At 60.1% G+C, this 26,109-nt stretch carries 26 protein-coding genes and 1 pseudogene; 7 read left to right on the forward strand and 20 right to left on the reverse strand.

Annotated features, from left to right (window positions below; all coding sequences use genetic code 11):
• Positions 1 to 41: 41 nt before the first annotated feature.
• Together BT204_RS09875 and BT204_RS09880 are read left to right on the forward strand one after the other, a co-directional pair.
• Positions 42 to 302 carry a DUF2790 domain-containing protein gene (locus BT204_RS09875; protein ID WP_072446653.1) on the forward strand — a complete coding sequence of 87 codons (261 nt, stop codon included), beginning with the start codon at positions 42 to 44 and terminating at the stop codon, positions 300 to 302.
• Between the two features lie 30 nt (positions 303 to 332).
• On the forward strand, positions 333 to 1,544 hold the full coding sequence (locus BT204_RS09880) for a cytochrome c biogenesis protein DipZ (RefSeq protein ID WP_072446655.1): 1,212 nt from the start codon (positions 333 to 335) through the stop codon (positions 1,542 to 1,544).
• A gap of 99 nt (positions 1,545 to 1,643) precedes the next feature.
• On the opposite strand, the gene BT204_RS09885 is transcribed toward BT204_RS09880, so the two are convergent.
• From BT204_RS09885 to BT204_RS09930, 11 genes and pseudogenes are all read right to left on the reverse strand, one after another.
• Complete coding sequence (locus tag BT204_RS09885; RefSeq protein WP_072446657.1) at positions 1,644 to 3,062, reverse strand: aldehyde dehydrogenase family protein; 1,419 nt, start codon at positions 3,060 to 3,062, stop codon at positions 1,644 to 1,646.
• Positions 3,063 to 3,162: 100 nt separating this feature from the next.
• Positions 3,163 to 3,240, reverse strand: a pseudogene (locus BT204_RS28100) (creatininase family protein); the annotation flags it as partial.
• A gap of 12 nt (positions 3,241 to 3,252) precedes the next feature.
• Positions 3,253 to 4,029, reverse strand: a complete 777-nt coding sequence (locus BT204_RS09890) for an alpha/beta fold hydrolase (protein WP_072446658.1) — start codon at positions 4,027 to 4,029, stop codon at positions 3,253 to 3,255.
• Between the two features lie 25 nt (positions 4,030 to 4,054).
• Positions 4,055 to 4,564, reverse strand: a complete 510-nt coding sequence (locus BT204_RS09895) for a cytochrome P460 family protein (protein ID WP_072446660.1) — start codon at positions 4,562 to 4,564, stop codon at positions 4,055 to 4,057.
• Between the two features lie 24 nt (positions 4,565 to 4,588).
• A complete protein-coding gene (locus BT204_RS09900) occupies positions 4,589 to 5,662 on the reverse strand; it encodes an alpha/beta fold hydrolase (protein WP_072446662.1) in 1,074 nt (357 codons plus the stop codon).
• A gap of 62 nt (positions 5,663 to 5,724) precedes the next feature.
• Positions 5,725 to 7,089 (reverse strand): epoxide hydrolase family protein, encoded by a 1,365-nt coding sequence (locus BT204_RS09905; protein ID WP_072446664.1) that lies wholly within the window; start codon positions 7,087 to 7,089, stop codon positions 5,725 to 5,727.
• Between the two features lie 490 nt (positions 7,090 to 7,579).
• Complete coding sequence (locus BT204_RS09910; protein ID WP_014718439.1) at positions 7,580 to 7,828, reverse strand: CsbD family protein; 249 nt, start codon at positions 7,826 to 7,828, stop codon at positions 7,580 to 7,582.
• A gap of 112 nt (positions 7,829 to 7,940) precedes the next feature.
• On the reverse strand, positions 7,941 to 8,534 hold the full coding sequence (locus tag BT204_RS09915) for a hypothetical protein (RefSeq protein ID WP_072446665.1): 594 nt from the start codon (positions 8,532 to 8,534) through the stop codon (positions 7,941 to 7,943).
• A gap of 6 nt (positions 8,535 to 8,540) precedes the next feature.
• Entirely contained in the window at positions 8,541 to 9,320 is a 780-nt protein-coding gene (locus BT204_RS09920) for a hypothetical protein (protein ID WP_072446705.1), read from the reverse strand.
• A gap of 10 nt (positions 9,321 to 9,330) precedes the next feature.
• Positions 9,331 to 9,957: a dTMP kinase gene (locus BT204_RS09925; RefSeq protein ID WP_072446667.1), complete on the reverse strand. Its 627-nt coding sequence runs from the start codon at positions 9,955 to 9,957 to the stop codon at positions 9,331 to 9,333.
• Positions 9,958 to 10,100: 143 nt separating this feature from the next.
• Positions 10,101 to 11,828: a hydrogenase maturation protein gene (locus tag BT204_RS09930; RefSeq protein WP_072446669.1), complete on the reverse strand. Its 1,728-nt coding sequence runs from the start codon at positions 11,826 to 11,828 to the stop codon at positions 10,101 to 10,103.
• A gap of 247 nt (positions 11,829 to 12,075) precedes the next feature.
• Between BT204_RS09930 and BT204_RS09935 the strand changes: the two genes are divergently transcribed.
• The 3 genes from BT204_RS09935 (at position 12,076) to BT204_RS09945 (ending at position 13,643) form a co-directional block, all read left to right on the forward strand.
• On the forward strand, positions 12,076 to 12,303 hold the full coding sequence (locus BT204_RS09935) for a hypothetical protein (protein WP_034127424.1): 228 nt from the start codon (positions 12,076 to 12,078) through the stop codon (positions 12,301 to 12,303).
• A gap of 56 nt (positions 12,304 to 12,359) precedes the next feature.
• Positions 12,360 to 12,620, forward strand: coding sequence for a metallothionein (locus BT204_RS09940; protein WP_034127423.1), 261 nt, complete (start codon positions 12,360 to 12,362; stop codon positions 12,618 to 12,620).
• A 117-nt stretch (positions 12,621 to 12,737) separates the two neighbouring features.
• Positions 12,738 to 13,643, forward strand: a complete 906-nt coding sequence (locus tag BT204_RS09945) for a LysR family transcriptional regulator (protein ID WP_072446671.1) — start codon at positions 12,738 to 12,740, stop codon at positions 13,641 to 13,643.
• 1 nt (position 13,644) lies between these two features.
• Here the strand turns inward: BT204_RS09945 and BT204_RS09950 are convergent, their stop codons facing one another.
• The 9 genes from BT204_RS09950 to BT204_RS09990 form a co-directional block, all read right to left on the reverse strand.
• A complete protein-coding gene (locus tag BT204_RS09950; RefSeq protein WP_072446673.1) occupies positions 13,645 to 14,577 on the reverse strand; it encodes a cupin domain-containing protein in 933 nt (310 codons plus the stop codon).
• A gap of 131 nt (positions 14,578 to 14,708) precedes the next feature.
• Positions 14,709 to 16,199, reverse strand: a complete 1,491-nt coding sequence (locus BT204_RS09955; RefSeq protein ID WP_072446675.1) for an aldehyde dehydrogenase — start codon at positions 16,197 to 16,199, stop codon at positions 14,709 to 14,711.
• Between the two features lie 153 nt (positions 16,200 to 16,352).
• A complete protein-coding gene (locus tag BT204_RS09960) occupies positions 16,353 to 17,732 on the reverse strand; it encodes an APC family permease (protein ID WP_054918927.1) in 1,380 nt (459 codons plus the stop codon).
• Between the two features lie 146 nt (positions 17,733 to 17,878).
• A complete protein-coding gene (locus BT204_RS09965) occupies positions 17,879 to 19,261 on the reverse strand; it encodes an aspartate aminotransferase family protein (protein ID WP_072446677.1) in 1,383 nt (460 codons plus the stop codon).
• A 36-nt stretch (positions 19,262 to 19,297) separates the two neighbouring features.
• Entirely contained in the window at positions 19,298 to 20,137 is an 840-nt protein-coding gene (locus BT204_RS09970; RefSeq protein WP_072446679.1) for a helix-turn-helix transcriptional regulator, read from the reverse strand.
• Between the two features lie 101 nt (positions 20,138 to 20,238).
• On the reverse strand, positions 20,239 to 21,570 hold the full coding sequence (locus tag BT204_RS09975; RefSeq protein ID WP_072446680.1) for an LLM class flavin-dependent oxidoreductase: 1,332 nt from the start codon (positions 21,568 to 21,570) through the stop codon (positions 20,239 to 20,241).
• A 22-nt stretch (positions 21,571 to 21,592) separates the two neighbouring features.
• Complete coding sequence (locus tag BT204_RS09980) at positions 21,593 to 22,549, reverse strand: ABC transporter substrate-binding protein (protein WP_072446682.1); 957 nt, start codon at positions 22,547 to 22,549, stop codon at positions 21,593 to 21,595.
• Between the two features lie 278 nt (positions 22,550 to 22,827).
• Positions 22,828 to 24,156: an ATP-binding protein gene (locus BT204_RS09985; RefSeq protein ID WP_072446684.1), complete on the reverse strand. Its 1,329-nt coding sequence runs from the start codon at positions 24,154 to 24,156 to the stop codon at positions 22,828 to 22,830.
• Positions 24,153 to 24,908 carry a response regulator gene (locus tag BT204_RS09990; RefSeq protein WP_072446686.1) on the reverse strand — a complete coding sequence of 252 codons (756 nt, stop codon included), beginning with the start codon at positions 24,906 to 24,908 and terminating at the stop codon, positions 24,153 to 24,155. Before BT204_RS09990 ends, BT204_RS09985 begins: the two co-directional genes overlap by 4 nt.
• Before the next feature lie 119 nt (positions 24,909 to 25,027).
• Here BT204_RS09990 and BT204_RS09995 point away from each other — a divergent pair, with 119 nt between their 5' ends.
• Entirely contained in the window at positions 25,028 to 25,339 is a 312-nt protein-coding gene (locus BT204_RS09995) for a hypothetical protein (protein ID WP_054918920.1), read from the forward strand.
• Positions 25,339 to 26,007, forward strand: coding sequence for a DUF3313 domain-containing protein (locus BT204_RS10000; protein ID WP_054898480.1), 669 nt, complete (start codon positions 25,339 to 25,341; stop codon positions 26,005 to 26,007). The genes BT204_RS09995 and BT204_RS10000 overlap by 1 nt, the downstream gene beginning before the upstream one ends.
• The last annotated feature ends 102 nt before the right edge of the window (positions 26,008 to 26,109 follow it).

Genomic DNA, 26,109 nt, shown 5'->3' on the forward strand with positions numbered 1-26,109 from the left:
CAACTGAACTACCCAACCCTTGAAGCCTTGAGGAAACGACCATGAACACCAATACCCTCTATGCCACTTGCCTGTTTGCCGCCCTGAATATCTGCACCTTCTCGGCCCGCGCCGAAGCCGACGTCACGCCGCAGACCTACACCTACGGCACGCACCTGGACATCCAGAAAGTGGTGGCATTGACACAGGATGCCGGGGCTGCCTGCGACATTGTCGATGCCCAGCTGACCTACCTGAATTCGCAGGGCAAGACCGAGATCCTGAACTACCGCAAATTTGCCGAATGCCACAGCGATAACTGAGCCCTGCCCACATTTCATCAGGAGACCCTTATGTTCCTCATCGCATTCCTGGGCGGCTTATTGACCGTCCTCAGCCCTTGTATCCTGCCGGTCGTGCCATTTCTGTTCGCCGGTATCGACCGCACACGCTCCTCGATCCTGCTTACCCTTGGTGGCATGGTTCTGACCTTCGCGCTGATTTCCAGCCTGGCCGTGGTCAGCAGTGAATGGGTGATTCAGGCCAACAACGCCGGGCGTTATGTGGCACTGGTGGTGATGGCGCTGTTTGCCTTGTCGCTGATCTCGGCACGAATCAGTGGCTGGCTGGCCAGCCCGTTCGTGTTACTGGGCAATCGCCTCGACCCCCAGACGCGCAAAATGTCCGGGCCGCTGGGTTCACTGATGATCGGCGTCGCCACCGGCCTACTCTGGGCGCCGTGCGCCGGGCCGATCCTCGGGGTGATCCTTACCCGCGCCATGCTGCAAGGCGCCAATGCGCAAACCAGCCTGCTGCTGGTGGCCTACGGCCTGGGCAGTGCACTGTCTTTGGGTACGCTGATTTTCGCCGGACGCGGTTTAGTCAATCGCCTGAAGGCCTCGATTCCGGTCACTGGTTGGCTGCGGCGCGTCACCGGTTTTGCGGTCCTGGCCGCAGCGCTGATGATTTCTACCGGTGCCGACAAGACGCTGTTGGCCGGGGCGTCGTCCGAAGGCGTCAGCGTGCTGGAAAAAGGCGTGCTGCAAAGCGTCCCCAAAGTCGTCGAATACTTGGTAAGCAAGGCCAAGGCCGAACCCACCCTCGACAACGCCCGAGGCCCGATGCCGTCGCTGTCCGGCGCCGTGGAATGGCTCAATTCGCCCGCACTGACCAGTGAATCGCTCAGAGGCAAAGTGGTGCTCGTCGATTTCTGGACTTACGACTGCATCAATTGCCAGCACACCCTGCCGTACGTGAAGGACTGGGCGCGGAAGTACGAGAAGGATGGCTTGGTGGTAATCGGCGTCCACACCCCGGAATACGGTTTTGAACGCATCATCAGCAATGTCAGGGATGAGGTGAAAAAGCTCGGCATCACTTACCCGGTAGCCATCGATAACAACTACGCGATCTGGCGCAACTTCGATAACCAGTACTGGCCCGCGCACTACCTGATCGACGCCAAAGGGCAAGTGCGTTTCACCCACTTCGGAGAAGGTCGCTACGAGACGCAGGAAAAGATGATTCAGCAACTGCTGCAGGAGGCGAAAGCTCCAGCCGCGTAACCCTTGAAAACCCATGGCCCACAGGCAACGTGCTGTGGGCCATTAGCTTTTTCTCCTGCGGCCTGGGTTGCGCGACCACCCTCTCCCGCCAACCCCAGGCTAATCCGACACGATGCTTTTGGCCTCAAGAAATGCTTCCAGCCCAAAGACTCCAAACTCCCGGCCGACACCGGACTGCTTTACCCCGCCGAACGGCGCCAGCAGCTCTGGCGAAATTCTGTTGATCAACACCGAGCCGGCCTGCAGCTGGGTCGCCAGGCGTTGGGCACGTTCCGGTTGCCGGGTAAACACATAAGCCTGCAAACCGTAGAGACTGGCATTGGCAATAGCGATCGCCTGTTCTTGCGAGTCATACGCAATGATCGATAGCACCGGGCCGAAAATCTCCTCTTGCGCGATGTCCATGTCATTGCTGACGTCGGCAAAGACCGTAGGCCTGACGAAATAGCCCTTGTCCAAGCCGGTCGGCCTGCCCTCCCCGCCGATAATCAACGTCGCGCCTTGCGCCTGCCCGCGGCGGATGAAAGCTTGTACGCGGTCGAATTGGGCGCGATTGACCAGCGGCCCGAGAGCAGTGGCCGGATCCTGCGGATCGCCGACGACCATCGCTTCAACCAGGCTTTTCACGCGCTTGATAATATCCTCGGCGTGCGAGCGTGGCACCAGCAGACGTGTGCCAGCGACACATGCCTGACCGTTGTTCATGAACGCAGCATTCAGAGCCAGGGGAATGGCGATGTCGAGATCGGCGTCATCCAGGATGATAGAGGCCGACTTCCCCGTGAGCGACAGGCTCACTCGCTTCATGGTCTCGATTCCGGCAAGTGCAATGAGCTTTCCGGTGGCGGTGGACCCGGTGAATGAAATTTTCGCGATGAGTGGGCTGGCGCTGATTTCGTCACCCACGTCACTGCCGCGTCCCAACAGAATATTGAAAACTCCGTTGGGCAACTCTGCGCGATGCAGCGCTTGGGCGAGCACGGTGGTTTGCAAGGGGCTCAACTCGCTCGGTTTGATGACCGAGGCACAACCCGCCGCGATGGCCGATGCCAGTTTGCTGCATATCGTCCCGGCGGTGCTGTTCCAGGGGGCAAACAGCGCCGCGACTCCGACCGGCTCCATCACCACGGTAGCGTCACCGACCGAACGACTCAGGTCGAAGTGTTTCAACACCTGCGCCGCATTGGTAAATGACTGTGAAGCGTAGCGACTGACCCATTGCGCACGGGCAAACGGCGCACCGTACTCTTCGATGGCGGTATCGCGAATTTCATTCGTGCTCGCCAGCACGGCAGCCTGCAACTGCTCGAGCATGTCGATACGTTCGGCCTTGGAGGTGCGGCCCATCGCGACTTGAGCATGCGAAGCCGCCGCGATAGCGCGCCTGGCATCTTCACGATCAGCCAGAGTGAGCGTACCGATGACCGCCTCGGTAGCCGGATTGATGCATTGCACCGTTTCATTGCCATGAACAGGAACGAATGCTCCGTCAATGTAACTGTGATTGATCTTCCACATCGTGGCGTACCTGATTGATTGCGGTTGCCCGCGATAAGCACAACGCCCGGTGTGCCCAGGCGTTGGCCGCGTCGAATACCCCCCTCTCTTGCGTTTCAGCGTTGCACAACTTCAAAACGAAACCCGCCGGGCGACGTGCAAAACTCGCCTCGGCGTAGAGCGCTGAAAGCGCCGCTTCGCCCTTGGCGTGTCATTTCGCCGTGGCGGCTTTTTCGATGAGGCGGGCAACCGGTTCCGGGTTCGAAACCATCACCACATGTGAAGCGCCCTTGACCACTTCCACGGCTTTGGCAGCGGCGCGCTTGGCCATGAATGCCATGGCTTGCGGGGGAATGTTCTTGTCCTTGTCGCCGTAGATGTACCAGGACGGAATATGCTTCCAGGCAGGGCTGCCGGATGCTTCGTTGAGCGCCGCTTCCGTTACCGGGCGTTGGGTGGCGGCCATCAATGCCGCCTCTTTCGCGGGGACGTCAGCGGCGAACTGGTTGTGAAATTTATCCTGCTGGATGTACAAGTCCTTGCCCCCATCGGCCAACGGTACAGGCGCAGCCAGCGTTGGACCCAGCGTGCTGCCCGGGAATTTGCCGGCCAGCCCGGCGACGGTTTCCCCGGCCTCAGGTGCAAACGCACTGACGTAAACCAGGGCTTTGACGTTTGCATGATCGTTGGCCGCATCACTGATAACGTTGCCGCCATAGGAGTGGCCGACCAACACCACCGGCGAATGAATGCTCGTCAGCAATGCCGAGATTGCCGAACCATCGCTCTTTACACCGCGCAATGGGTTGGCAGCGGCAACCACCGGGTAACCGTCCTTCTCGAGAATCTTCACGACGCCATTCCAACTCGACGCATCGGCAAAGGCGCCATGTACGAGCACAATCGTGGTTTTTTCAGTTTGCGACCAGGCGTGTGTCGCCATGCTCAGGCTGACGGCGACGGCCAGTGCGGTTAATACTTTTTTCATTGTTGACTCCGGGTTTGACGGGAAATCAGGGAGCGAAGCGCGTGAAGACAAAGTCGTGATTACGCACTCGCGCCTGGTGACAGGCGAAGCAGGTTTCGTGTTGGGCTTCATCGGCCGGTTTACCGTTGATAAACCGCCCGAATCCCCAGCCACCGGTTGCTGCATATCTTTTCGAGTCCTTGACCATCACCTGCACGGTGGTGGCCGGCCCCGGGATGGACGCCGGCTCGAATTCCGGGGACTGCACATGTTTCCAGGCCAGCTTTACCAGCACCGTGCCATCAGGGAACGGCAGCGTTGAATCCTGATAAGCCTTGATGGCCAAGTCATTGCCCAGCACGGCTCGCAGTTCGTTCAAGGGGGCCGCTTCCTGCGCGGGCGCAATCAGCGGCCATAGGCGGTAGTTTTCAGGCAATTTCACGCCATAGATCGGCGAGGCGTCGCCCTTACTGGCGTCGCCCGAGGCAACACCGGTAGCGGTCAACGCTGCGATTGCAATGGCAGCCGACATCGCGGCCAGAAATTTCAGCTTCATTCTCGCCATCCTCTCCGCCGGTTTTCAAAGATGATCGGCGTCGATCACCGCCTGGGCGAAGGCTGTCGGCGCTTCCTGCGGCAAGTTGTGGCCTACTCCACCGGTGATCAATCGGTACTCATACTTGCCAGTGAAGCGCTTGGCGTACGCTTCGGCAGGTGGATGCGGTGCGCCGTTCGCATCACCTTCCAGGGTGATGGTGGGCACACTAATGGATGGAAATGCCGCGAGTTTCTTCTCCAGCGCGTCGTATCTGGCCTCGCCCTTGACCAACCCCAGGCGCCAGCGATAGTTGAAAATCGACACGGCCACGTGATCAGGGTTTTGCAAGGACGCCGCGCTGCGCTCATAAGTGGCGTCGTCGAAATTCCACTGTGGCGACGCCAGCTTCCAGATGAGCTTGGCGAAGTCATGGGTGTTTTTCTCGTAGCCCAGGCGCCCACGCTCGGTCGCGAAGTAGAACTGGTACCACCACTGCAGTTCGGCGGCTGGCGGCAATGGCGCCTTGCCTGCCTCTTGGCTGCCTATCAGGTAACCGCTCACAGCGACCAGGGCTTTCACTCTTTCCGGCCACAGTGCCGCAACGATATCTGCAGTGCGGGCGCCCCAGTCAAACCCACCCAACACCGCGGTCTTGATCTTCAGCGCGTCCATGAAGTCGATCAGGTCGGTCGCCAGCGCAGCAGGTTGACCATTGCGAGCAGTCTTGGCCGAGAGAAAATGCGTATCGCCATAACCACGCGCAGAAGGGATCAACACTCGATATCCCTTGCCCGCCAAAGCAGGAGCGACATCAGCGTATGCGTTGATATCGTAGGGCCAGCCGTGCAACAAAATGACCACAGGACCATCGGCTGGGCCGAGTTCCGCGTAAGAAACGTTCAGCAGCCCCGCTTTCACATGCTTAAGTGCACCGAGAGAGGTGTGAGCTCCCGGGGTGATAGCCCCAATGGTGGACGCGGGTACATCAGCCGCGCTGGCTTGGGAAAAACCGACAGCCACCGCCGCGAATTGCAGCACCGCTGCTGCCAACAGCGATGGGGCAAGACCCCGCAGGCGGCTGGATTTATTTTGATTGTTCAGCAAGGTCATCTCCATGGTATTTCTCCGTAGCGAGCCGCCGAATAGCGGCCAGGTGTGTTGGCTGGGTTGCGTGTGAGCTACTGGGCTGTCTTCGTTGCGCTCAGCTTGGCGCGCAGCGGCCGGAAGGCCTCCCGCAACTCTTCGCTGAACAATTGAGGTTGCTCCCAGGAAGCGAAGTGGCCGCCCTTGTTAACCTCGCTGTAGTAGGAAAGTGATGGGTAAGCGCGTTGCGCCCAGCTTTTAGGCGCCTGATAGATCTCGTGCGGGAAGACCGTGATCGCCACCGGCACCTTGATGCTTGCGGTGTTCTGCGCGGCAGCGCTGAAATTGTTGTTGTTGTTTTCCCAGTAGAAACGCGATGACGATGCGCCTGCGTTCGTCAGCCAGTACAGGCTGATATCGTCCAGCATCTCGTCACGGGTCAATACCCGTTCAGGCTGGCCATCACTGTCCGTCCACGCGGCGATTTTTTCGTACATCCACGCCGCAGTTCCGGTAGGCGAATCGGCCAGCAGGTAACCGATAGTCTGCGGGCGCGTAACCATCATCGCGCCGTATGCTGCATTGCGGCCGAAGAAGGTGCTCAAGGAATCAAACGCCTTGCGTTCAGGCTTAGTGAGCCCTTCAGGGGCCGGGTCACCACTATTGATCGGCTTGACCAATTCGGGCGGGATGGTGGCCGGCATGTTCAAGTGAATGCCCAACAGCCCCGGCGGATTCAGGCGGCCCAATGCATCCGATATGACCGAACCGTGATCTCCGCCCTGGGAGACATAGTGGGTATAACCCAGACGCTTGATGAGCACATCCCAAGCCTTCGCGACCCGATCCGGCCCCCAGCCCAATTCAGTTGGCTTACCGGAAAAACCGTGTCCCGGAATCGATGGAATGATCACGTCGAACGAATCTTCAACCTTACCGCCGTAAGCAACGGGATCCGTCAGCGGGCCGATCGTCTTCAGGAACTCAAACTGTGAGCCAGGCCATCCGTGTGTCAGAAGCAGCGGCATCGCGTTGGGGTTTGGCGAGCGAACATGGATGAATTGAATATCCACGCCGTCAATAGTCGTGATGAATTCAGGCAGCGCATTGAGCTTCGCTTCGGCCTTGCGCCAGTCATAGCCGCTGCCCCAATACTTCACCAGCGCCTGGACCTGGGCCAGCTGCACGCCTTGGGAAACGTCACTGACGGTCTCTTTGTCCGGCCAGCGGGTCGCCGCAATGCGCTTTTTCAGATCGGTCAATTGAGCCTCATCGACGTGAATTCGATAAGGTCTAATCGATTCGGGATTGGTCGAGGCCGAGGCAATTGACGCATCGGCGGCCGGGCCAGCAGCCCAGGCACCACCGCTGCCGGCTATCAGGGCCAACCCCAAAGCGCCCATTCTCACGGAAGAAGCCAGACAATGGCGCCAGGTGAAACCGAACGTAGCTGCAGGCATTTTGAATTTCCTATAAGTCATTGGTCGACAACGTCGCGAAACGCGCAGAGATAGCCGCGAGTTAAATGAGTCATCCATTGAAGAAGGTTTGCGCCTTCTCGTTGGGTTCATTTAGAGCCCCGCAGGTATCCCGTATGTGTCATCAACCGACTTAAAGGAATCGCTGTGTATCTATCCAAAGCGCAGATACAAAACGATACAAACCGACCACTCGCTCATAAAAAAGCCAATGCCCCGACTTGTCGGGGCATTGGCTTTTCTGGGACCTGGAAAACATAAGGGCTTTTCAGCCCATCAAGCTCGGCAAAGGGCATAGAGACCGCGTCGATTGCCAGGCAGCATGACTTGGTTACCCAAGGAACAGGCAGATACCCCGCTCCACTTCACGCCCTTCCACGCCTGCAAGAAACTCCAGAAATTTGCCCCTGATTCTGGTTAGCGTTCACCATCGTCTCTACCGTGCCAGCAATCTTATTGAAGCTACTGCTGTTCAGCGACCAAGCAATCTCTTCAGCACCAGTAGAGCAACAGCCCCGATTGCCAGTGCAGCAACCGGTTTTTCCTTGACGAATGTAGAAACGCTGTCCAGTGCGTCACCATAGGTTTGCGTCAGTTGACCCGCAGCCTGGCGTCCAGCGCCCTCAGCTTCCAACTTCGAATCGCCAAAAAGCTTCCCGACTGCGCTCTGCGCTTTGCCAGCAACCTTTTCTACAACGCCTTCTACCTGTTCGCTCTTCATGATTAACCAAACCTTCGTGTGTGATTGGGTAACCCAGGAAAACCCCGGGCTTGAGGCAACGTGCAAAGCGTTAGGTGGACAGGCTTAGTGATTAGTTCAAAGTTGATGAAGCTCACTTGGTCCAGATCAACCGATAAGTCTTCTTCCCTGTAGCGGCATCGTGATAGGGATTTTCGCCCGGGACCTCTCGCGTGCGCACGCACGGGCGTCCCTCGCAGTCAATAATGGCAGCTTCACCACCCTGGCGTTTCAACGCTTCTATGTTTTGCTCAAGCACCGCTAACTCTCGTTGCCTTTGCGCAATCTCATCGGTGCTGGGGACCGCAAAGAAAAACAGCAACGCCAGAGGCAATACCACACCTAGATGAATGGCGAAGATGCTGAGCCAGAATCGACGCTTAAGGCTGTCACTGGCGGCCTGGTACTTTTGCGCCGCATCAAGCGCCGCGGCATCGGCCTGTCTGAACCTGCCAACCAACTGCTCGGCCGCCTTTGAAGCCACTGAATCTGCGATCTGCGCCGCTGAAGCGCCCAGTATCGTCGGAATCTGTTGCAGGCTCTGCTCAACACGTTTTTCCAGATAGCCAAGACGCGCAATCGCCTGCTCAGCGGCTTTTCTGTCATTTTCCGCTGCGCTCATGATGCCCTTGGCAGCAACGGCCATGGCCCGCAGGCTGAGGTCATTCTCGTTCACGTGTTCGTCCATGGGTCATTACCTTCCATATTCGGGGCCGTCGCGGTGTTTGGGACGCTTCATGCTTCGCTCCAACGCAGGCACAGATCGCTCCAGCTGCGGACCGCTCATTTCCAGCTCCAGCCATTGCCTGTGCGGCATACTCAAATCACAGACGTCTCGCAGCTGAACAAAATGCATTGCTCCACCTGCGCCCATGACCAGAAGCACACCACCTGCGCCCACCGGGTCGTCAGCTTGAATATTGCGTAAAAATCGCAGGTATATCTGTGAGCGCTCACGCAACATCGGGTCCAGGCCGCGAACAGCTTCGCGCGCGGTTTGCTCCACGAGTCGTTCAAGGCTTCCCGCGGACAACGCCAAGTGTTCTTCGTCGAAGGCGTCCAGATAAGGCACGGCTCGCGAAACCAGAGGCGTGTCGGTGTCATTGGCGCCCACCTCCACATACCAGTGCAGGCTTCTGGACGTTTCGACCAATACCTGATTTTCACCTGCCAGGGCGGCCATGAGTAAACGATGTCGCAGTCGTTCTTTTTTCAGGCTGGCGCCCTTCATCTTGAATTCGATCAAGCGCACGACACCTGGAAAGCTCAGCAGTACGTCAGCCAGCTCGTTGTCTGCAGGTGTCTGCTGTAGCAGGTTGACCACGCTTGGGATCGAGGTGTTTGCGTCTAGACATGACCGCACGGCGAATCCGAGACCGTACAGGAAGTTTCCTATCACGACGTTTTCATAGAGTTTCTTCGTTCGGTGACGTTTGTTCTGATGACCAACATCATCCTGATCTTGCTGGTTCAACGGCACTCCGTTACTCCTGATGCTTGGGATGAAGGACCTTATATATCTGCAAAACCACCCGCCTCACCGCCTCTTCGATCGTCCCTTCATTGCGACACATGACCCACCCCTGCTCCACAGCCGCTCGCTCAAACGCCTTGGTACACGCAACTTGCTCCTCCAGCTTAGACATCACCGTACTGCTCAACCCCCGCCGTCGTGCTGCTGCCCGCGCCCAGGATATTTGCGCCGCGGTGACAACCCCCACGTGCAGGTCCGGCACTTGCACCTGCCGATTAATGTTCAGCTCAAGAATGTCTGCAAAGGGTATCAACCGACGAAACGCGGCATCAGACGGGTACCAGCGATCCATCAGGATGATGCTGTCAGGTGGCTGCGCGGCCAGTACGTTCCGAGTAATCCAGCTGCGGCTGTCGGCAAAGCGCTCACACACCTCAAGCTCCAGATCCCGGCTGGGATCTCGGGCGAACGTGTTAACCAGAGCCATCGTTTGCGCTCGACAGGGATCGCTCTTGCGCTCGCACAGTCGCACGACCTTTATGTTGTCGGCCCTCAACGCTGTCGTAACGGCCTCCAACAGCGTGGTTTTACCGGTGCCTTTGGGGCCATCCATCGAGATAAACAGCGCACGAGTCATACGGGCGCTGCATCATCGTTCAGGTTGTGCAGTTCCATGGGGCCTCGGGGTCTGAGCGTTTGGGCGAGTTGGCCTCCATTATGGGCAACCCTATTGCCCAATGCGAGGCTGGACTGGCCGACGCGCCCTCCCCGCGTCGACGGTCAGTCATTCAGCATCCGGCTTTCCGGCACACCAGCCTCATACCTCAACGCCCATGGCGCAATCAACCGCTGTGGGGTCTGGCAGGCTTTGCGTTTAAACACGAAGTTGCGGCATTTCTCGGCAAACTGCTGGCGGTTTTCCACCATGTCCAGTCGCATCTGTGCCAGCTCCTGCTCGCGACAGCGTTCAACTTGCTGAGTATCCAGCATGGCTTTTCGCGTGCGTGCGTGAAGGTACTTATCATCGGTCAACGCACGGTCAGCCTCTTGCAAAAGCCACAGGCCGAATGCCTGCAGACAGCGGGGCCCGATGCCCTGGACCATGCCGTACTGCTGGGCCTGGATGGCGCTGATGGGCAGGCATTCTTCGGTGAGCTTATGCGCGATTTCGCTGCCCACCGCCCGTGGCAGGCTGTAGGTCCAGTATTCGGAGCCGTAGAGTCCCATGGTCTTGTAGTGCGGATTGAGCACCACACCTTCGCGAGCCAATACAATGTCGGCGGCCAGCGCCAGCATCACGCCGCCTGCGCCCGCGCTGCCAGTCAGGCCGCTGATCACCAGTTGCCTGGCGGTGAGCAGCTCCAGGCACACATCGTCGATGGCTTGAATGTTGGCCCAGGCTTCCAGCCCTGGCACTTCGGCGGCCTGGATGACGTTGAGGTGAACGCCATTGGAAAAGCTGCCACGTCCGCCCTTGATCAGCAACACCTGGGTATCTCGCGCCTTGGCCCAGCGCAACGCTGCGACCAGCCGCTGGCATTGTTCGGTGCTCATGGCGCCGTTGTAGAACTCGAACGTCAGTTCGCCGATATGGCCGAACTCTTGGTAGCGAATGGGTTGATAGACCCGCTCTTTGAACGCCTGACGGGCTATTGAGCTGTCCAGCACCGGAACGCCGGCCAGCCTTTGCGCCAGTACGTGCCGTGCCGGCAGCTTGAAGGTCTCCGGGCCTTTGGGTTTGAGCGAGCCGATCCACAGGCTGTGATCTCCGGCCGCCACCAGCACAGCGTCGTCCTGTACCGCGAGGATTTCTCCGGGAGCGCCCTGGCGGGCGTCCAAGTGCGCGTCGTAGAGGTAATATTGCCCGCCCAACAGGCTGGCCAACACGCCGGGCTGGCCATCGGCAGCGTCGATGCTGCGCTTGATAAATCCTGCGCAATCGAACCAACTGAAGGTGCGGTCGGCCTGGGTCATGTTCGGCTGCAAGTGCCCGATGACGCTGGGTTGGGTGTAATCGAGCGGTGTGGGGACGAAGCCCTTGGCGAATTTCGCCACGACGTCACGAATGCAAACCATCGCGGCGTCGCTCACCAGGCCGTTGTACAGCTCGGATTTGCGCACCTGGTCGGGCATGTCGAACTCACAGGTGGACCATATCGGTCCTGCATCCATTTCTTCCACCGCTTGCAAAGCAGTGACGCCCCAACGGCGGGCCTGCTGGGTGATAGCCCAATCCAGCGCACTGGCACCACGGTCACCAACAATGCCCGGATGGATGATCACCACCGGGCGCTGCGGATGGCTCCATAGTTGGTGCGGCACACGATCCTTCAGAAACGGGCAGATCACCAGGTCGGCACCTGACGCCTCGACCTGCTGGCACACCGTGGCTTGATCGGTGAACACCACAACGCTGGGGTCGTGACCCGCCTGGCGCAGATCCAGCCAGGCTCGTTGGGTCAAACCGTTGAATGCCGATGATAACAACAGGATCTTGAGTGATCGCATGGCTGACTCTTCCTTGAGAATGTGCGACCAGAGCTGCTCGTTGAGCCGTCCCTGGCCATCGATAAGCGCCCAAGGTTATAGAGCGGGCCAGCACGGCCACCTGATCGAGATCAATAGTCGGGTTCTGTTGTTCTCAAGGTTCGGCCGGTGAAAGCGGCTTATATTTTCTGAATCACTGCGCAGCCCACTCATCAAACGAACATGCCCTGCTCGGGTTTGCCTTGTTAACCGTAACGGAGCCACGTTCATGTTCGAGAAAGCGCATTACCTCATCAGTTTCATCCTCGACAACCAGCCACAAAGCCGCACGCTTGAGCACGATGCCGACACGCTGGACCCGCAATGGGCCGAGTCCCTGCTCAGGCAGCGCTTCGCAGAGCTCAAGGACGCGAAATTGAGCGACGTCCAGGTGCAAAAGCGCAACAAGCCGGCCGATGAAGGCCATGACATCCCAGGGCATTACCAGCAGCCCTGATTTACGTATCAGAACACCGCTGCCCGTTTATCAATCACTGAATATTCGGAGGACCTATGAACCCGACAACTCAAGGTTGGACCTGCGCCTGCCCAGGCTGCACCTGCCAGGTGACCCATGACACGCGTCACCAGCGCAACGGCAAAGCCTACTGCAGCCAGGCATGCGCCGACTTGCACCCCCAGGGTCAAGCGTGCCCCAGTGCCGATTGCCATTGCGAGTCGAATGTGAAGGTGCAAGACCGCGCTGTCAGCGATAGCCAGCTCGACGAGGCGATCGAAGAAACCTTTCCTGCGAGCGATCCCATATCGCCTTGATCATTCAGACCCATTAGGAAAACGGGGGCTGCATCGTGGCTCTAGGGTCTAGCAGTTGACAGCCCCCGGCAAAACTCAACAACCTGCACGTGTCACCGCCCTGCCCTGAGGCTGCCCTTGGACTATTTCACCGCGCTCACCGCCTTCATCGAAGCCGCCGAAGGCAACAATTTCTCGCGTGCCGCCGAACGCCTGGGAATCAAGGCCTCAACGGTTTCACGCTATGTGAAGGACCTTGAGCAAGACTTGGGCATCGCGCTGTTCAACCGCTCCACACGCACGCTGCATCTGACCGAAGGCGGCCAGACCTTCCTGATACACGCACGCAGGGTATTGGATGAACTGGAACACGCCAAAGCCGCCACGTCTGCGCTGAACCAGCATCCCCGGGGCGTGTTGAAACTCAACCTGCCGCCGGCGTTTGCTCGGCATCACATTCTGCCGGCGTTGAATGACTTTCTGGTGCGCTACCCGCAGATCAGCGTGGAACTGGTGCTGGATAACACCCAGGTCAATTTGATTCATGCCGGCGTCGACTTAGCCATACGCATTGGCGAGCTGGCCGATTCGACCCTCAAGGCACGCAAGCTCAGCGACGGCCACTACCGCTTGGTGGTCAGCCCGGCGTTTGGCATGCAGCACCCTCCTCCTTCCACGCCCACCGACCTGGCCGGTTTGCCTGCGGTGCTGGGCACGGCTACCACCGGCGATATCAGTTTTGTATCCGCCGGCCGCGCGCTCCCGTTGCAGCATGACGGCGTTATTCGAATCAATGACCTGGACGCGCAACTCATCGCCGTGCGCCAAGGCTTAGGCTTTGGGCTGTTGCCGGACTGGCTGGTGGCGCGAAGTATCGAGGCCGGCGACTTGGCAGTGTGGCTGCCCGAATGGCATATCCAGGGCGTGGAGCGGGCGTTTGCGGTGTGGTTTGTGTACCCGCCCAAGCGCATCGTATCGTCCAAGGTCCGGTGTTTTATCGACTTTATCGTTGAACGACTGGGCGAAACACCGGACTGGAAGTGACTCAACTGAAGCGGATATCCAGCGCACGCAGGTAGGTTTGCAGCCCCGCATCCTGAATCGGGATCAGGAACGCCTCGCTATCCGATTCATTAAAATGCGCATGCCAGTAACCCGGTGGCGTGACAAACGCCAGGCCGGGAGACCAGTCGACCCGCTGCGGGTTACGAATTTGCCCATCCGCGTCCAGCTCGGTGCCCACCAATGAATAACAGCCCGTGGGGCAATCAATAATGAAGTCCAGTGCAATCGACTGATGCCGATGGGGTTTCTGCACCGATCCCGCCGGCAGAATCCCGTACATGGCCCACAGCACGTGGGTCACCGTGCGCGTCTGCGGGAAATGACGGTTGCCCAGCAGGATGCTGATGCGGCTGCGGTCCTGTGCCCTGGGATCATCGGCCGCTTCACGCAACTTCGCGTTAGCCAGTGCTGCTGGGTACAGGGTCGGCGCAAAGCGATCGGCGCGGGGTGTCACCCCCAGGTAACGCAGCAACGGCTCATCGTGCACATAGTAAAGACGTGCATCCTCGCGGGCACTGAAGTGCGCTTGCTGTAATCCCGGCAGGGCGATAAAGCAGCCCTTGGACCATTGAATCTCATACTCCCCCTGAACCACGCTGCCCTCCCCGGCAATCACGTAGAACACCTGGGAAGTGGCGTTGGGTTGCAGGGTCAGCGTGTCGCCACGGTTAAGGCGCATGAAGTTCGCGCATAGCCCGGGGCCTGTCGCAGGGCCTTCGCAGCCCAAGGCGTCGCTGAGGTCCAGCGGTACCACGCGGGAGGGGCCACTGTCATACAGCGAGGCCGGAAAGCTGTGGTAGGGAATGCGGGAAATCAGGTTGGCACTGATGGGATTCGCCGCCTTGCTGTACTCGAAGTACTCGGCGTCCACTTGGTTGATATCCGTCAGTGCGGGGTCGAATTCACGGTTCATCAGGCTCACCTCAGTCTTGGGCTGGATCGCGCAGCACGGTTGAAGCGCTGCACGGGCTAAGTGGACTATAGGCATTGCCCACTGGCGGATGAATGCCTGTAACGGCACAGCAGTTATGCGAAACGGGGCAGTTAACGCAATTGGAACCAGGTGGTTTTCAACTGGGTGTACTTATCAAACGAATGCAGCGACAAATCGCGCCCGAACCCCGACTGTTTGCCGCCGCCAAACGGCACGGTCACGTCCAGGGCGTCAATGGTGTTGACCGACACGGTACCAGCATTCAGGGCACGCGCCACGCGATGCGCACGGTTCAGGTCATCACTCCACACCGATGCCGCCAGGCCGTAGACGCTGTCGTTGGCTTGCTGTATCGCCTGTTCTTCGGTATCGAAGGCACTCACCGCCAGCACGGGGCCAAACACCTCATCACGGGACAGGCGCATGTCAGCGGTGACGTTGGCAAATATCGTCGGCTGGATGAAGTTTGAACAACCCTCGATGTTCAACTGTTGGCCACCGCTCAACAGCGTGGCGCCTTCTGCGCGAGCCTGCCCGATGGCTTGCATGATGCGTGCGGTTTGCCCGCTGTCGACAATTGCACCGGCGGCGCTGGCGGGGTTCAGTGGGTTGCCGGGCATCCAGGCGTGGGATTTATCGATCAGGCGCTCGATGAACTCGTCGTGGATGCAGCGTTGCACATAGAGGCGCGAATTCGCCGAACACACCTCGCCCTGGTTGAAGAATATCCCGAAGGCCGCCTTCTCCGCCGCCAGGTCCAGGTCCTGACAGTCTGCAAACACCAGGTTCGGGCTCTTGCCTCCACACTCCAGCCACACCTGCTTGAGGTTGGACTGCGCGGAGTACTGCATGAAGTACTTGCCCACTTGGGTCGAACCGGTAAATACCAGGCAATCGACGTCCGGGTGCAACCCCAGTGCCTTGCCGGCGCCCTCGCCCATGCCTGGCACCACGTTCAGCACGCCCTCGGGGACGCCCGCCTCGAGCGCCAGTTGGGCCAGGCGCAGGGCGGAAAACGGCGATTGCTCAGCGGGCTTGAGTACCACGCTATTGCCTGCCGCCAAGGCGGGTGCCAATTTCCAGGCGGCCATGTCCAGCGGGAAATTCCACGGCACCACCGCTGCAATCACGCCCAATGCTTCGCGGGTAATGGTCGCCAACGCGTTGTGGGCAGTCGGCGCGACCTGATCGTAGAGCTTGTCCAGGGCCTCACCGTACCAGGCGAAAACATGGGCCGCGCCGGGTACGTCGACGTTATAGGCGTCCATTACCGGCTTGCCCATGTTCAGGGAGTCCAGCAGTGCGAGTTCTTCGCGGTGGGTCATCAACAGGTCGGCGAGTTTGATCAGGACTTTTTTGCGTTCGCCTGGAGGCATGCGCCGCCAGGGGCCGTTGTCAAAGGCGCGGCGTGCGGAGCGTACTGCCAGGTCGACCTCCGCTGCACCGCAGGCGGCGACCTGCGCAAGCAAGCGGTTGGTCGCCGGGTTGATGGTGTCGAAGGTCGCCCCGCAGAGTGCACCTACGGGCTGGCCGTCGATCAGGGCGGTGCTGATGAAGGTTTGGCGGGCAGCGCGTTGCTGCCAATAGTCGAGGTTGAACATGCTGTACTCCTGAATTGGGCCGTAAGGCTTTTGTAGGAGCGAGCTTGCTCGCGAAAAACTCAAGGGCGCCGCGTTCATCCAGGAAGAACGCGTTATCGTTGACGTTTTTCGCGAGCAAGCTCGCTCCTACGGATGAACCGAGGTGGGGCCTGTTCATTCGGCCATTTGCAGCTCCGGCATGCGTACCCGGAACCCACGCGTGACGCAGAACAAACACAGCAGCCCCAGGGCCATCCAGCACAGGCCGATGGTGAACGACAGGCCGGACAGGCTCGTCCACAACCACAGCGTGCTGAGAAACCCCAGGCCCGGCAGGGCGGCGTACAGCAGATAGTTGCGTGTACCGCGCAGCTTCTGGTCGCCCAAGTAATGCTTGATCACGGCCAGGTTCACCGCCGAAAACGCGAACAGCGCGCCAAAGCTGATCATGTTGGCCACGGTGTCCAGGCTGATGAACAGGGCAATCAGCGAAAACAGGCTGACCAGCATGATCGCGTTGGCCGGCACGCGTTTTTTCGTCACCAGCTTGCCGAATACCCTGGGCAATGCGCCGTCGCGGCCCATGGCGAACAGCACGCGGGACACGCTGGCCTGGGAGACCATCGCGGAGGCGAAACAGCCCGCCACATAGGTGGCGGTAAACGCACTCACCAGTAGCTCGCCGCCGACCCGGCGCATCACATCGACCGAAGCCGAGTCGGGATCGGCAAAACTATTCCATTCCGGGAAGACCATCTGGGCGCAATACGACACCACCAAAAACAGCAACCCACCGATCAGCGACACCGCCATGATCGCCTGCGGAATGGTACGACGCGGGTCAGGTGTCTCCTCAGCCATGGTCGACACGGCATCAAACCCCAGGAACGACAAGCACAGCACCGCCGCGCCGGTCATGATCAGCGGCACGCTGAAACCTTCATGGTGAAACGGCTTGAGCAGCGACACCGGCTCGGCTTGCCCGCTGAGGTTGTGGATCGACGACCCCACGAACACCACGATGAACACCAGTTGGGCCACGATCAGCACCCAATTGACCCGGGTAATCGACTCGATACCCACTAGATTCAGCGCCGTCACCAGGGCAATGGAGCCCAATACCCATACCGCGGTGGGCACGGTAGGAAAGTATTCGGACAAGTAGATGCCGATCAGCAAATAGCTGAGCAGCGGCAGGAAGATGTAGTCCAGCAGCAAGGTCCAGCCGGCGATAAAGCCGAAGGAGGCGCCAAACGCCTTGCGCGTATAGGTGTAGACCGAGCCCGAATACGGGTGCGCCTTGACCATGCACCCATAGCTGTAGGCCGTCAGCAGCATGGCAGCCAGGGTCAACAGGTAGGCGGTGGGCAGGTGCCCCTTGGTCATTTGGGTCACCAGACCGTAGGTGGTGAACACCGCCAGCGGCACCATATACGCCAGCCCGAACAGTACAAGCCCGACAAGGCCCAGGGGTTGTCGAAAGCGGCGCGATGAGGTTGGTTGGGTTGGGGTTTGATGGACGGGAGTATCGGCTACGTTTGTTATTGTATTCATTGCTGACTCCTGGAAAGTGGAATGCAGGGCGCCGCGGCGTTCGATCAAATCGACACCTTTGATGAGTCATCCATTGGGAGCGGTGGGCAGGCCGCTATGGGCCGCCCACCCTGTTCAACCGAAGCGGCATGCGGGGGCTCAGCCCTTCACAGTTTTCCCGCGATCCGTGCGGTGCGGTCCACCGCAATGCGGGTCTTGTCGACCAGTTCATCGAGCTCCACGCGGCTGGCTACCAGGGCCGGCGCCATGATCATGCGGCCCAGGGTCGAGCGAATGATCACGCCTTCTTCAAAGCCAAAAGTGCGGCATTGCCAGGCCAGGTCGTTTTCATTGGCAAAGCGTTTGCGCGTGCCTTTGTCCTCGACAAACTGCAAGGCTGCCAGCAGGCCGGTGCCCTGGATCTCGCCGATCAGCGGGTGGTTGCCAAAGACTTCGTGCAGGAGCTTGTGCAAATACGGCCCGGTGTCGTCCTTTACCTGGCGCACGATCCCTTCGTCACGCAAGGCCTTGAGGTTGGCCAGGGCCACCGCCGCCGCAACCGGGTGCCCGGAATACGTCAGTCCATGGGCAAACACCCCGCCCCGCTCTACCAGGGCTTCGGCCATGCGCTTGCTCAATACCAAACCGCCCATGGGCAGGTAACCTGAGGTCAGGCCCTTGGCGATCGACAACGTGTCGGGTTCGAAGCCGAAATGCTGATGGGCAAACCACTCACCTGTACGACCGAAACCGCCAATCACTTCATCAGCGCACAGCAGCACATCGTATTGGCGACAGATACGCTGGATCTCTGGCCAATAGCTTTCTGGGGGGAAAATCATGCCGCCGGCGCCCTGGAAAGGTTCAGCGATAAAACCGGCGACGTTTTGCGCGCCCAACTCCAGAATCTTTTCTTCCAGTTGCAGGGCGCAGCGCCGCCCGAACTCGGCCGGAGTCAAGTCACCGCCCTGGGCGTACCAATAAGGCTCGTCAATGTGCGCGACGTCCGGGATCAAGCCGCCCATTTCATGCATGAATTTCATGCCGCCCAGGGCAGACGCCGCCAGGGTGGAGCCGTGATAGCCGTTCCAGCGACCGATCATGATCTTCTTCTGCGGCTTGCCGAGCACTTGCCAGTAGCGGCGTACGGTGCGGATCAGCACCTCATTGGCTTCGGAACCGGAGTTGGTGTAGATCACATGGCTGTAGTGCCCTGGCAACAGGCTGAACAGCAACTCGGACAGCTCGATCACCGCCGGATGGGTGGTGTGAAAGAACATGTTGTAGTACGCCAACTGATCCATCTGCGCAGCCGCCGCAGCCGTCAGGTCCTTGCGCCCATAACCCAGCTGCGTGCACCACAGGCCCGACATCCCGTCCAGGTAACGCTTACCCTCGCTGTCCCACAGGTACAGGCCCTCACCGCGGACCATTACGCGCGGGCCTTCGGCATTCAGCGCCTTTTGATCCACAAAGGCATGGATATGGTGGGCCGCGTCCGAGGCCTGGTAGTCCTGGGTCTGGCGTTGCGGTTCAAAGGGTAGGTTCATGGCTTTTTCTCTTGTTGTGGGTAGTCATGCAGCCGGTCAACGGCCTTTGCTCATGTAGCGTTCGAGGGGGTCTTTGCTCAGCCCGCCCTGGGCCTCGGCCAACGAGTCGATAAACAGGGAAAACAGTTCCGATTGCGTGCCGATGTCGAGCTTGCTGTAGATGTGCTTGCGGTGGGACTTGATGGTGTCTTCGGAGACCCCGAGGCGCTCGGCCAGCGAACGTGTGGAGTGGCCGCGCAGGATCAACTGGGTGATCCGGCATTCGCGTTCGGTGAGCAGCGAGGAGCCGAAGTTGTTGAGTGCCGAGTGAATACGCTGTTCCAACAGGCTTTCGAAACGCGCGCCCTGAGTCTCCAGGCCGACGAAGTGCTTGCCCAGCACTGCCAATACCCATGGTGCTATGCGCTTGAAATGCTCGGTGGTGTCCGCGTCGAGCTTCTGCGTAAAGGCCAGCGACACCGCCAGGCTCAAGCCGTTGCTGGCCTGCAGGATGTAGTTGAGCTCATCCTCCAGGTGCGAATGCCGGTAAAACGACTGGTAGTACTCGCTGTGCTCAAAGTGGTCGGGGGCCACATCGGCGAGGTCGTAGCAGCCGGAAGCCGCCCCCTCCACGCAGGCGCCGTAGAACGGGTCGAGCAAGTAAAAACCGGAGAGGTACTGGCGCACATTGCCCTGGGGCAGCCATGGCCCGTCCAGTTCGAACAATGCGCTGGGCATGCCGTCGTGGGGGTACAGGTACAAGGTCGTGGCCTGAATGGGGTGGATACACCCCAGGGCATCGAACAACGTGGCGGCAAACCCCGCGTGCCCGATGCTCTCGGTCACCCTGGCTATCTGTTCGAACCACTGGGCTGAAGACAGTCGATCATTATCCACTTCGAAGACTCGCCGTCATAACGGTTGGGTGCGACACCAGATCACTGGCGCCGGGGACTGAAGTGATAGTCCCACACCCGCAAAGTCATCGAAATCACCCCTTAGGGTGAGGGGGTGCGCTGGAACCTCGGAATCGCCAAGCCCAGGCTTTCGCGCAAGGTCGAGCCCTCGTAGGCCGTGCGATAAACACCGCGCTCTTGCAGCAAAGGGATCACCTCCTGAGTAAAGCGATCAAATTGCCCAGGGTGCCCGATGTAGATATTGAACCCGTCCACCGCCCGTGCCTCGAACCAATCCGCCATTTTCTGCGCCACCGTGGCCGCGCTGCCCACGAACGCGCCTGGGCGCAATTGCCGGCCAAATTCGACGGCCTGGCGCAGGCTGAAGCCCTGCTCCCGCGCCTGGTCGGCGATGCGTTTGGCAGCGGTGAAAAAACTGCTGCGCGCGGCCTCCAGGCTCTCTTGCGGGAACGGCGCATCCAGGTCGTATTGGCTGAAATCATGCCAGCCAAAATTGCGCCCGAACTCCTTGAGTGCCAGCGCAAAACTGTGGTCGAGCTGATGGTAGTGCTGCTCGATTTCCTGGGCATGGGCATCGGTGTCGCCCACATAAATTTCCGCACCGGGCATGATCAGTACCTGTTCCGGATCGCGCCCCCGTTGTGCCGCCCTGCCCTTGATATCCCGGTAAAACGCCTGGCCCTGCTCGATACTGGCCGCGTGGGTGAAGATCACATCGGCGGTGGCGGCGCCTAGGTCGCGGCCTTGCTCCGAGTCGCCGGCCTGGAAAATCACCGGCTGGCCTTGGGGCGAGCGCTGGATATTCAGCGGGCCCACCACCGAGAAGTGTTCGCCCTGGTGATTCAGGCTGTGCAGCTTGCTCGGGTCGAGAAACTGCCCAGTGGCACGGTTACGCACAAACGCATCGTCTTCGTAAGAGTTCCACAGCCCCTGTACCACCTGAACGTGTTCGGCGGCACGCCCGTAGCGGGTGGCATAGTCGTAATGTTCGTCGCGGCTGTAATTGCCGGCGGTACCGGCATCGCCACTGGTCACCACGTTCCAGCCGGCGCGGCCTTTGCTGATCAGGTCCAGGGAGGCGAGGCGCCGGGCGACGTTATAGGGCGAGTTATACGAGGTGGTCAGCGTACCGACCAGGCCGATATGCCGCGTGCTCACGGCCAGTGCCGACAGCAAGGTCAGCGGCTCCAGGCGATTGAGGTAATGAGAAGGCGAGCTCTCGGTGATGAACTGGCTGTCGACGATGAACAGCAGGTCGAACAGCGCCGCCTCGGCCTGGCGCGCTATCTCGATGTACCAATCGACGTTGACGCTGGCATCGGCCGGCAACTGCGGATCAAGCCACAGGTTATGGCGGCCCGGCCCACCGCAGCCCATGGTCAGGGCGCCCAGTTTGAGCTGTCTTTTAGTCATTGCGCAGTAGTCCTTCAAGCGGTCAGGGCTGGGTGGTGGCGACGGCGGGCTGCAAGGCGGCTGCAAATGAAGGGTCGAACAACGTGGCGGCCGAGTAAGACTTGACCAGGCCCAGGCCGGCAAAAAAGTCCACGGTCTTTTGCGCCTCAATGGGCGCCTGAGGCGTCAGCGGCTCGACGGTGGTGCGTGCGCGGGCAAACCAGACGCGAGCGATGTCGGCATCAGCGCGGGTGCGCTTGGCCCAGGCATCGGCATACGCGTTGGCGTTGGCCGGGCTTTGGCGGGCCCAGTCGCGGGCTTTTTTCAGGCGCTGGACGAAGTCGCTGATGGGTTCACGCTTGGCCTCGACAGCACTGGCGTTGGCGGCAATGAAACTCTGGGCCGGGATCAAGTCTTCAGCGGTTGCCAGCACCCGCGCACCTTGGCGTTCCTGTTGCGTGACGTAGGGTTCCCAGGTGGCGATCACGTCAACTGCACCGCCTTCCAGCGCGTGGGAGGCATCCAGGGCGCTGAGGTAGCGCCATTGCAGCGAATCCCGCGCAACCCCGGCCTTGTCCAGTGCGGTCAGCAACAGTTGCTGGCTCCAGGAACCTTTCCAGATCGCAGCGCGCTTGCCTGCCAGATCGGCCAGGCTGTGGATCGACGAGTCTTTTTTTACCAGGATGGCTACGCCGTCGAGATTTTGCCGGCTGACGGCAATCACCTTGATCGGTGCACCCAAGGCGCCCAGGAACAACACCGGGGCATCCCCGAGCAGGCCCAGGTCCAGGCTGCCGACGTTGAGCGCTTCGGCCACCGGCGACCCGGCCGTGAACTGCTTCCAGTCCAGCGTGTAAGGCAGGTCATCGAGCACCCCCGCCGCTTCCATCACGGCCTGAGCGTTGTAGCTCTGGTCGCCGACCACCAGGGTTTGGGCCTGCGCCGTCAGGCACAGCAAAGAGGCGGCCAACCCGGCCGCCAGGGTTTTGAGGTAACGCACGTTCGTCTCCAGATGCCTTGTGGGGCATTCAAATCGATCCGCACGCACGGTCTCGGTTTTAAAAAGCTTTTATCTGTGGCGAGGGAGCTTGCTCCCGCTGGGCAGCGTAGCGGCCCCATGCTCCTGACAAAGAGCAGGGCCGCTTCGCGCCCCAGCGGGAGCAAGCTCCCTCGCCACAGGTTTTTGGTGTCCGGGCTATTTTCGTGGTGCTGAAGGCGAGATGTAAAATACTGATAACGCATAACCTAATTCATTAATAATGCGCATATCGCATCACGCTAGCGCGGCAATTCAACCCGAGCCGCCAACCCCGAACCACGTCGATTGCTCAGGCTCAGCTCACCGCCCTGCTCGCGCACAATGGCCCGCGCTGCCGAGAGCCCAAGCCCTACCCCGCCGGTATTGCGGTTGCGTGAGGTCTCGAGACGAAAAAAAGGGTCGAACACACGCTCCAGGTCCGCCTCGGGAATCCCCGGGCCCTCATCGTTGACCTCGATACATACCCTCTGATCGTCAACACTCAGAGCAATGCCGGGGTGACGGGCATACTTGGCGGCATTTTCCAGCAGGTTGACCACCACCCGTTTAAGCGCCAGTGGCCGGCCGTGATAGACCAGATGGGGCGGCCCCCGGAAGTCGACCACCAGCTGCTGGTCGCGATAGTCGTCGATGATGGTTTGCAGCAGTTCAGACAGATCGAATGCCGTGCTGTGCTCCAGCACCGTATCGTCGCGGAAAAACGCCAGCGCGGCGTTGATCATCGACTGCATTTCCTCGACATCGCGAATCAGCTTGTGCTGATGGTCCAGATCCTCCATGAACTCACAGCGCAGGCGTATCCGCGTCAAAGGCGCGCGCAAATCATGGGAAATGGCTGCCAGCATCTGGGTGCGTTCGCCGATGAAGTGCTGGATCTGCGCCTGCATGGTGTTGAAGGCGATAGTGGCCTGGCGTATTTCGTCGGGGCCTTCGATGTCGATGGGCGGTGCGCGCAGATCGCCGCCGAAGCGTCTGGCGGCACTGGCGAAACGCTGCAACGGCTTGGCCAATTGCCGGGTGGCCACCCAGGCGACCAGCAAGGTGGCGATCAACCCCAGGATGATGATCACCGCAATCCGCGTGGGTGCGCTCAGGCCCCAACTGCGTTCGGGTGGGATGAAGGACAACCAGCTGCCATCAAGTAACTGCACCAGCGCGACATAATGCGCGTCGGGGCTGCCACGGGGCCAATCGTCCGGGCTGTACACCTGAATGGTGCGCCCCGTGCCAAACAACGCCTGTATCCCAGGGACTTCGCCCGCCTGTAGCACGTTGCCTCCGCTGGGCAGGCCGAAATCCACGGGGTCGGTATGCCACGTCACCTGCAACCGCGCATCGCTGGCCGCTGCCGCCAGGTGCGAGCGTAACGGCGCAGGCGCCGCCTCGATCACTTTCAACGTCGCGGCCATTTGTTCCAGCAACCCCGTGCGGTCGATGGGCGGACGCGCCCACACCCCGGCCACCTGCACGAACAAGGCATTGAGGGCGAGTGAGGCGAGCATCGCGGCGAGAATGGTCAGGGCGATCCGCCGATTCAGGGTGTCGCGGCGCAGCAGGCGGCGAATCATGCGCGGGTCACCGGGGCAGTGAACAGATAGCCGCCATTGCGCACGGTGCGGATCAGGTCCGGGCGCTTGCAATCGGGCTCGATCTTGCGCCGCAGCCGGCTGACCTGCACGTCGATGCTGCGGTCGAAGGCGTCGTGGCCCTGGCCGTGGGTCAGGTCGATCAACTGGTCGCGGGTGAGGATGCGCTGGGGGTGTTCGAGAAACACCACCAACAAATCGAACTCGCCACCGGACAGCGGGATCATGACGCCCTCCGGCGAACGCAGCTCGCGACAGGTGATATCCAGATGCCAACCGGCGAAGGCAATCACCGGGCGTGAGCGCTCGTCGGCCGCGATGACCGGCTGTCCCGCACGCCGTTGCACAGCGCGCAGGCGCGCCAGCAATTCGCGTGGGGCGAAGGGTTTGGTCAGGTAGTCGTCGGCGCCCAGTTCCAGGCCAACAATGCGGTCGCTCAGCTCGCCCATGGCCGTGAGCATGATGATAGGGATGCCGAACTGCGCCCGCACTTTCTGGCAGAGGCTGAGGCCGCCTTCGCCGGGCAACATGAGGTCGAGGATGATCGTGTCCGGCCGCTGTTGTGCGATGGCCGCCCACATGGCCTCGCCGTCGGCGGCCACGTCGACTTCATAGGCGTGCTGGACGAAGAATTTCTTCAGCAATGCCAGCACTTCCACGTCGTCATCGACGATCAGCAGTCTGCTCACGTTCACAGATTCCCAGGCCAAAAAAAGAACGCCATCTAAAACCATTCCGGCGCCGGGGTCATTTATTTCAATCGAGCAACATTCCTTCGCCACGGACACAACCCGGACATCTTTGGGCAAAACCTGTCGGGCATTCTGCACGTCTTCCACCCAAGGAGACGCCTATGAAAGTTTCGAGCAGCAGGTACACCGAGCAAGCAGCAGGCGATGCGCGGCCACTGGTACTGAGCCAGCGCACCTCTTCCCCGGCTCAGGACAGCCCGATGCTGTTCCAGGAATCCTGCCTGGGGCTGAACGCGGACCTGGACCGTATCGTGCTGCGTCGCTACTTCGAACACTACAGCCCCGACGCCGGGCGCTGGGTCGAGTACGCCCACTCCATTCCCATCGCCGACCTTATCCACTGGATCATGACCCATGGCCAGTTGCATATCGAATCGTCACACGACACTCCAAACGAACAGGCAACCCATTGATGGCCCGTAAATGCTCACTCCTGCTACTGATGGCGGCCACCCTGAGCCTGATGGCTTGCAGCAGCAACAAGGTCGAACCCGAGCGATATACAGGCTTTCTTCATGACTACAGCCTGCTTAAAGAACAACAGAGCCCGTCGGGCCAGACCGTACTGAGTTGGATCAGCCCAGCCTTGAAGCGCGGCCGCTACAAGCAGGTCTACCTGGCGCCTAGCCAGTTTTTCCCGGCTGTTGAACCCACCGCTCAGATCCCCCAAAGCACGCTCTCCCACGTCACCGGCTACTACGACCTGGTACTGCGCTCGGAACTTGGCAAATACGTTTACCTGGCCTCAAAACCTGGCCCTGACACCCTCACAGTACGCCCTGCCATCACCCGCATCGCCACCAGCCCCCAGGGACTGCGGTTGTATGAGTGGCTGCCGATCACCCTGGTCGCAGCGGGCGTGAGCGCCGCCACAGGCATACGCGATCGAGACAGTGAAATCGCCACGGAGCTGTCATTGGAAGATGGTTCGACCGGCGATGTCGTGGCGGCCATGGTGCGTAAAGGCACCGGCGCACCCCTGGCCAATGACAAGCAAGTCATGACCGCCGACAACGTCAAGGACGTGCTCGACGGCTGGGCCCGCGACCTGGGTACGTCGTACAGTGCAGTCGCTCGATAACCCTCGCCGCGCTCAAACGTCATAATCACAGGGGCATCTGCGTGGTAATCTCCCGGCACCACGAATAGACATTGATCGTCACTTGACGATGACCAAAGCCAG

The organism is Pseudomonas sp. NFPP02 (assembly GCF_900119355.1).
GTDB classification, from domain to species: Bacteria; Pseudomonadota; Gammaproteobacteria; order Pseudomonadales; family Pseudomonadaceae; genus Aquipseudomonas; species Aquipseudomonas paracarnis.

What these genes read in the sequence shown, in the direction of transcription:
- BT204_RS09875 (WP_072446653.1), top strand. Translation starts at nt 42, where the DNA reads ATGAACACCAATACCCTCTATGCCACTTGCCTGTTTGCCGCCCTGAAT.
- BT204_RS09880 (WP_072446655.1), top strand. Translation starts at nt 333, where the DNA reads ATGTTCCTCATCGCATTCCTGGGCGGCTTATTGACCGTCCTCAGCCCT.
- BT204_RS09885 (WP_072446657.1), bottom strand. Translation starts at nt 3,062, where the DNA reads ATGTGGAAGATCAATCACAGTTACATTGACGGAGCATTCGTTCCTGTT.
- BT204_RS09890 (WP_072446658.1), bottom strand. Translation starts at nt 4,029, where the DNA reads ATGAAAAAAGTATTAACCGCACTGGCCGTCGCCGTCAGCCTGAGCATG.
- BT204_RS09895 (WP_072446660.1), bottom strand. Translation starts at nt 4,564, where the DNA reads ATGAAGCTGAAATTTCTGGCCGCGATGTCGGCTGCCATTGCAATCGCA.
- BT204_RS09900 (WP_072446662.1), bottom strand. Translation starts at nt 5,662, where the DNA reads ATGGAGATGACCTTGCTGAACAATCAAAATAAATCCAGCCGCCTGCGG.
- BT204_RS09905 (WP_072446664.1), bottom strand. Translation starts at nt 7,089, where the DNA reads ATGCCTGCAGCTACGTTCGGTTTCACCTGGCGCCATTGTCTGGCTTCT.
- BT204_RS09910 (WP_014718439.1), bottom strand. Translation starts at nt 7,828, where the DNA reads ATGAAGAGCGAACAGGTAGAAGGCGTTGTAGAAAAGGTTGCTGGCAAA.
- BT204_RS09915 (WP_072446665.1), bottom strand. Translation starts at nt 8,534, where the DNA reads ATGGACGAACACGTGAACGAGAATGACCTCAGCCTGCGGGCCATGGCC.
- BT204_RS09925 (WP_072446667.1), bottom strand. Translation starts at nt 9,957, where the DNA reads ATGACTCGTGCGCTGTTTATCTCGATGGATGGCCCCAAAGGCACCGGT.
- BT204_RS09930 (WP_072446669.1), bottom strand. Translation starts at nt 11,828, where the DNA reads ATGCGATCACTCAAGATCCTGTTGTTATCATCGGCATTCAACGGTTTG.
- BT204_RS09935 (WP_034127424.1), top strand. Translation starts at nt 12,076, where the DNA reads ATGTTCGAGAAAGCGCATTACCTCATCAGTTTCATCCTCGACAACCAG.
- BT204_RS09940 (WP_034127423.1), top strand. Translation starts at nt 12,360, where the DNA reads ATGAACCCGACAACTCAAGGTTGGACCTGCGCCTGCCCAGGCTGCACC.
- BT204_RS09950 (WP_072446673.1), bottom strand. Translation starts at nt 14,577, where the DNA reads ATGAACCGTGAATTCGACCCCGCACTGACGGATATCAACCAAGTGGAC.
- BT204_RS09955 (WP_072446675.1), bottom strand. Translation starts at nt 16,199, where the DNA reads ATGTTCAACCTCGACTATTGGCAGCAACGCGCTGCCCGCCAAACCTTC.
- BT204_RS09960 (WP_054918927.1), bottom strand. Translation starts at nt 17,732, where the DNA reads ATGAATACAATAACAAACGTAGCCGATACTCCCGTCCATCAAACCCCA.
- BT204_RS09965 (WP_072446677.1), bottom strand. Translation starts at nt 19,261, where the DNA reads ATGAACCTACCCTTTGAACCGCAACGCCAGACCCAGGACTACCAGGCC.
- BT204_RS09975 (WP_072446680.1), bottom strand. Translation starts at nt 21,570, where the DNA reads ATGACTAAAAGACAGCTCAAACTGGGCGCCCTGACCATGGGCTGCGGT.
- BT204_RS09985 (WP_072446684.1), bottom strand. Translation starts at nt 24,156, where the DNA reads ATGATTCGCCGCCTGCTGCGCCGCGACACCCTGAATCGGCGGATCGCC.
- BT204_RS09990 (WP_072446686.1), bottom strand. Translation starts at nt 24,908, where the DNA reads ATGGTTTTAGATGGCGTTCTTTTTTTGGCCTGGGAATCTGTGAACGTG.
- BT204_RS09995 (WP_054918920.1), top strand. Translation starts at nt 25,028, where the DNA reads ATGAAAGTTTCGAGCAGCAGGTACACCGAGCAAGCAGCAGGCGATGCG.
- BT204_RS10000 (WP_054898480.1), top strand. Translation starts at nt 25,339, where the DNA reads ATGGCCCGTAAATGCTCACTCCTGCTACTGATGGCGGCCACCCTGAGC.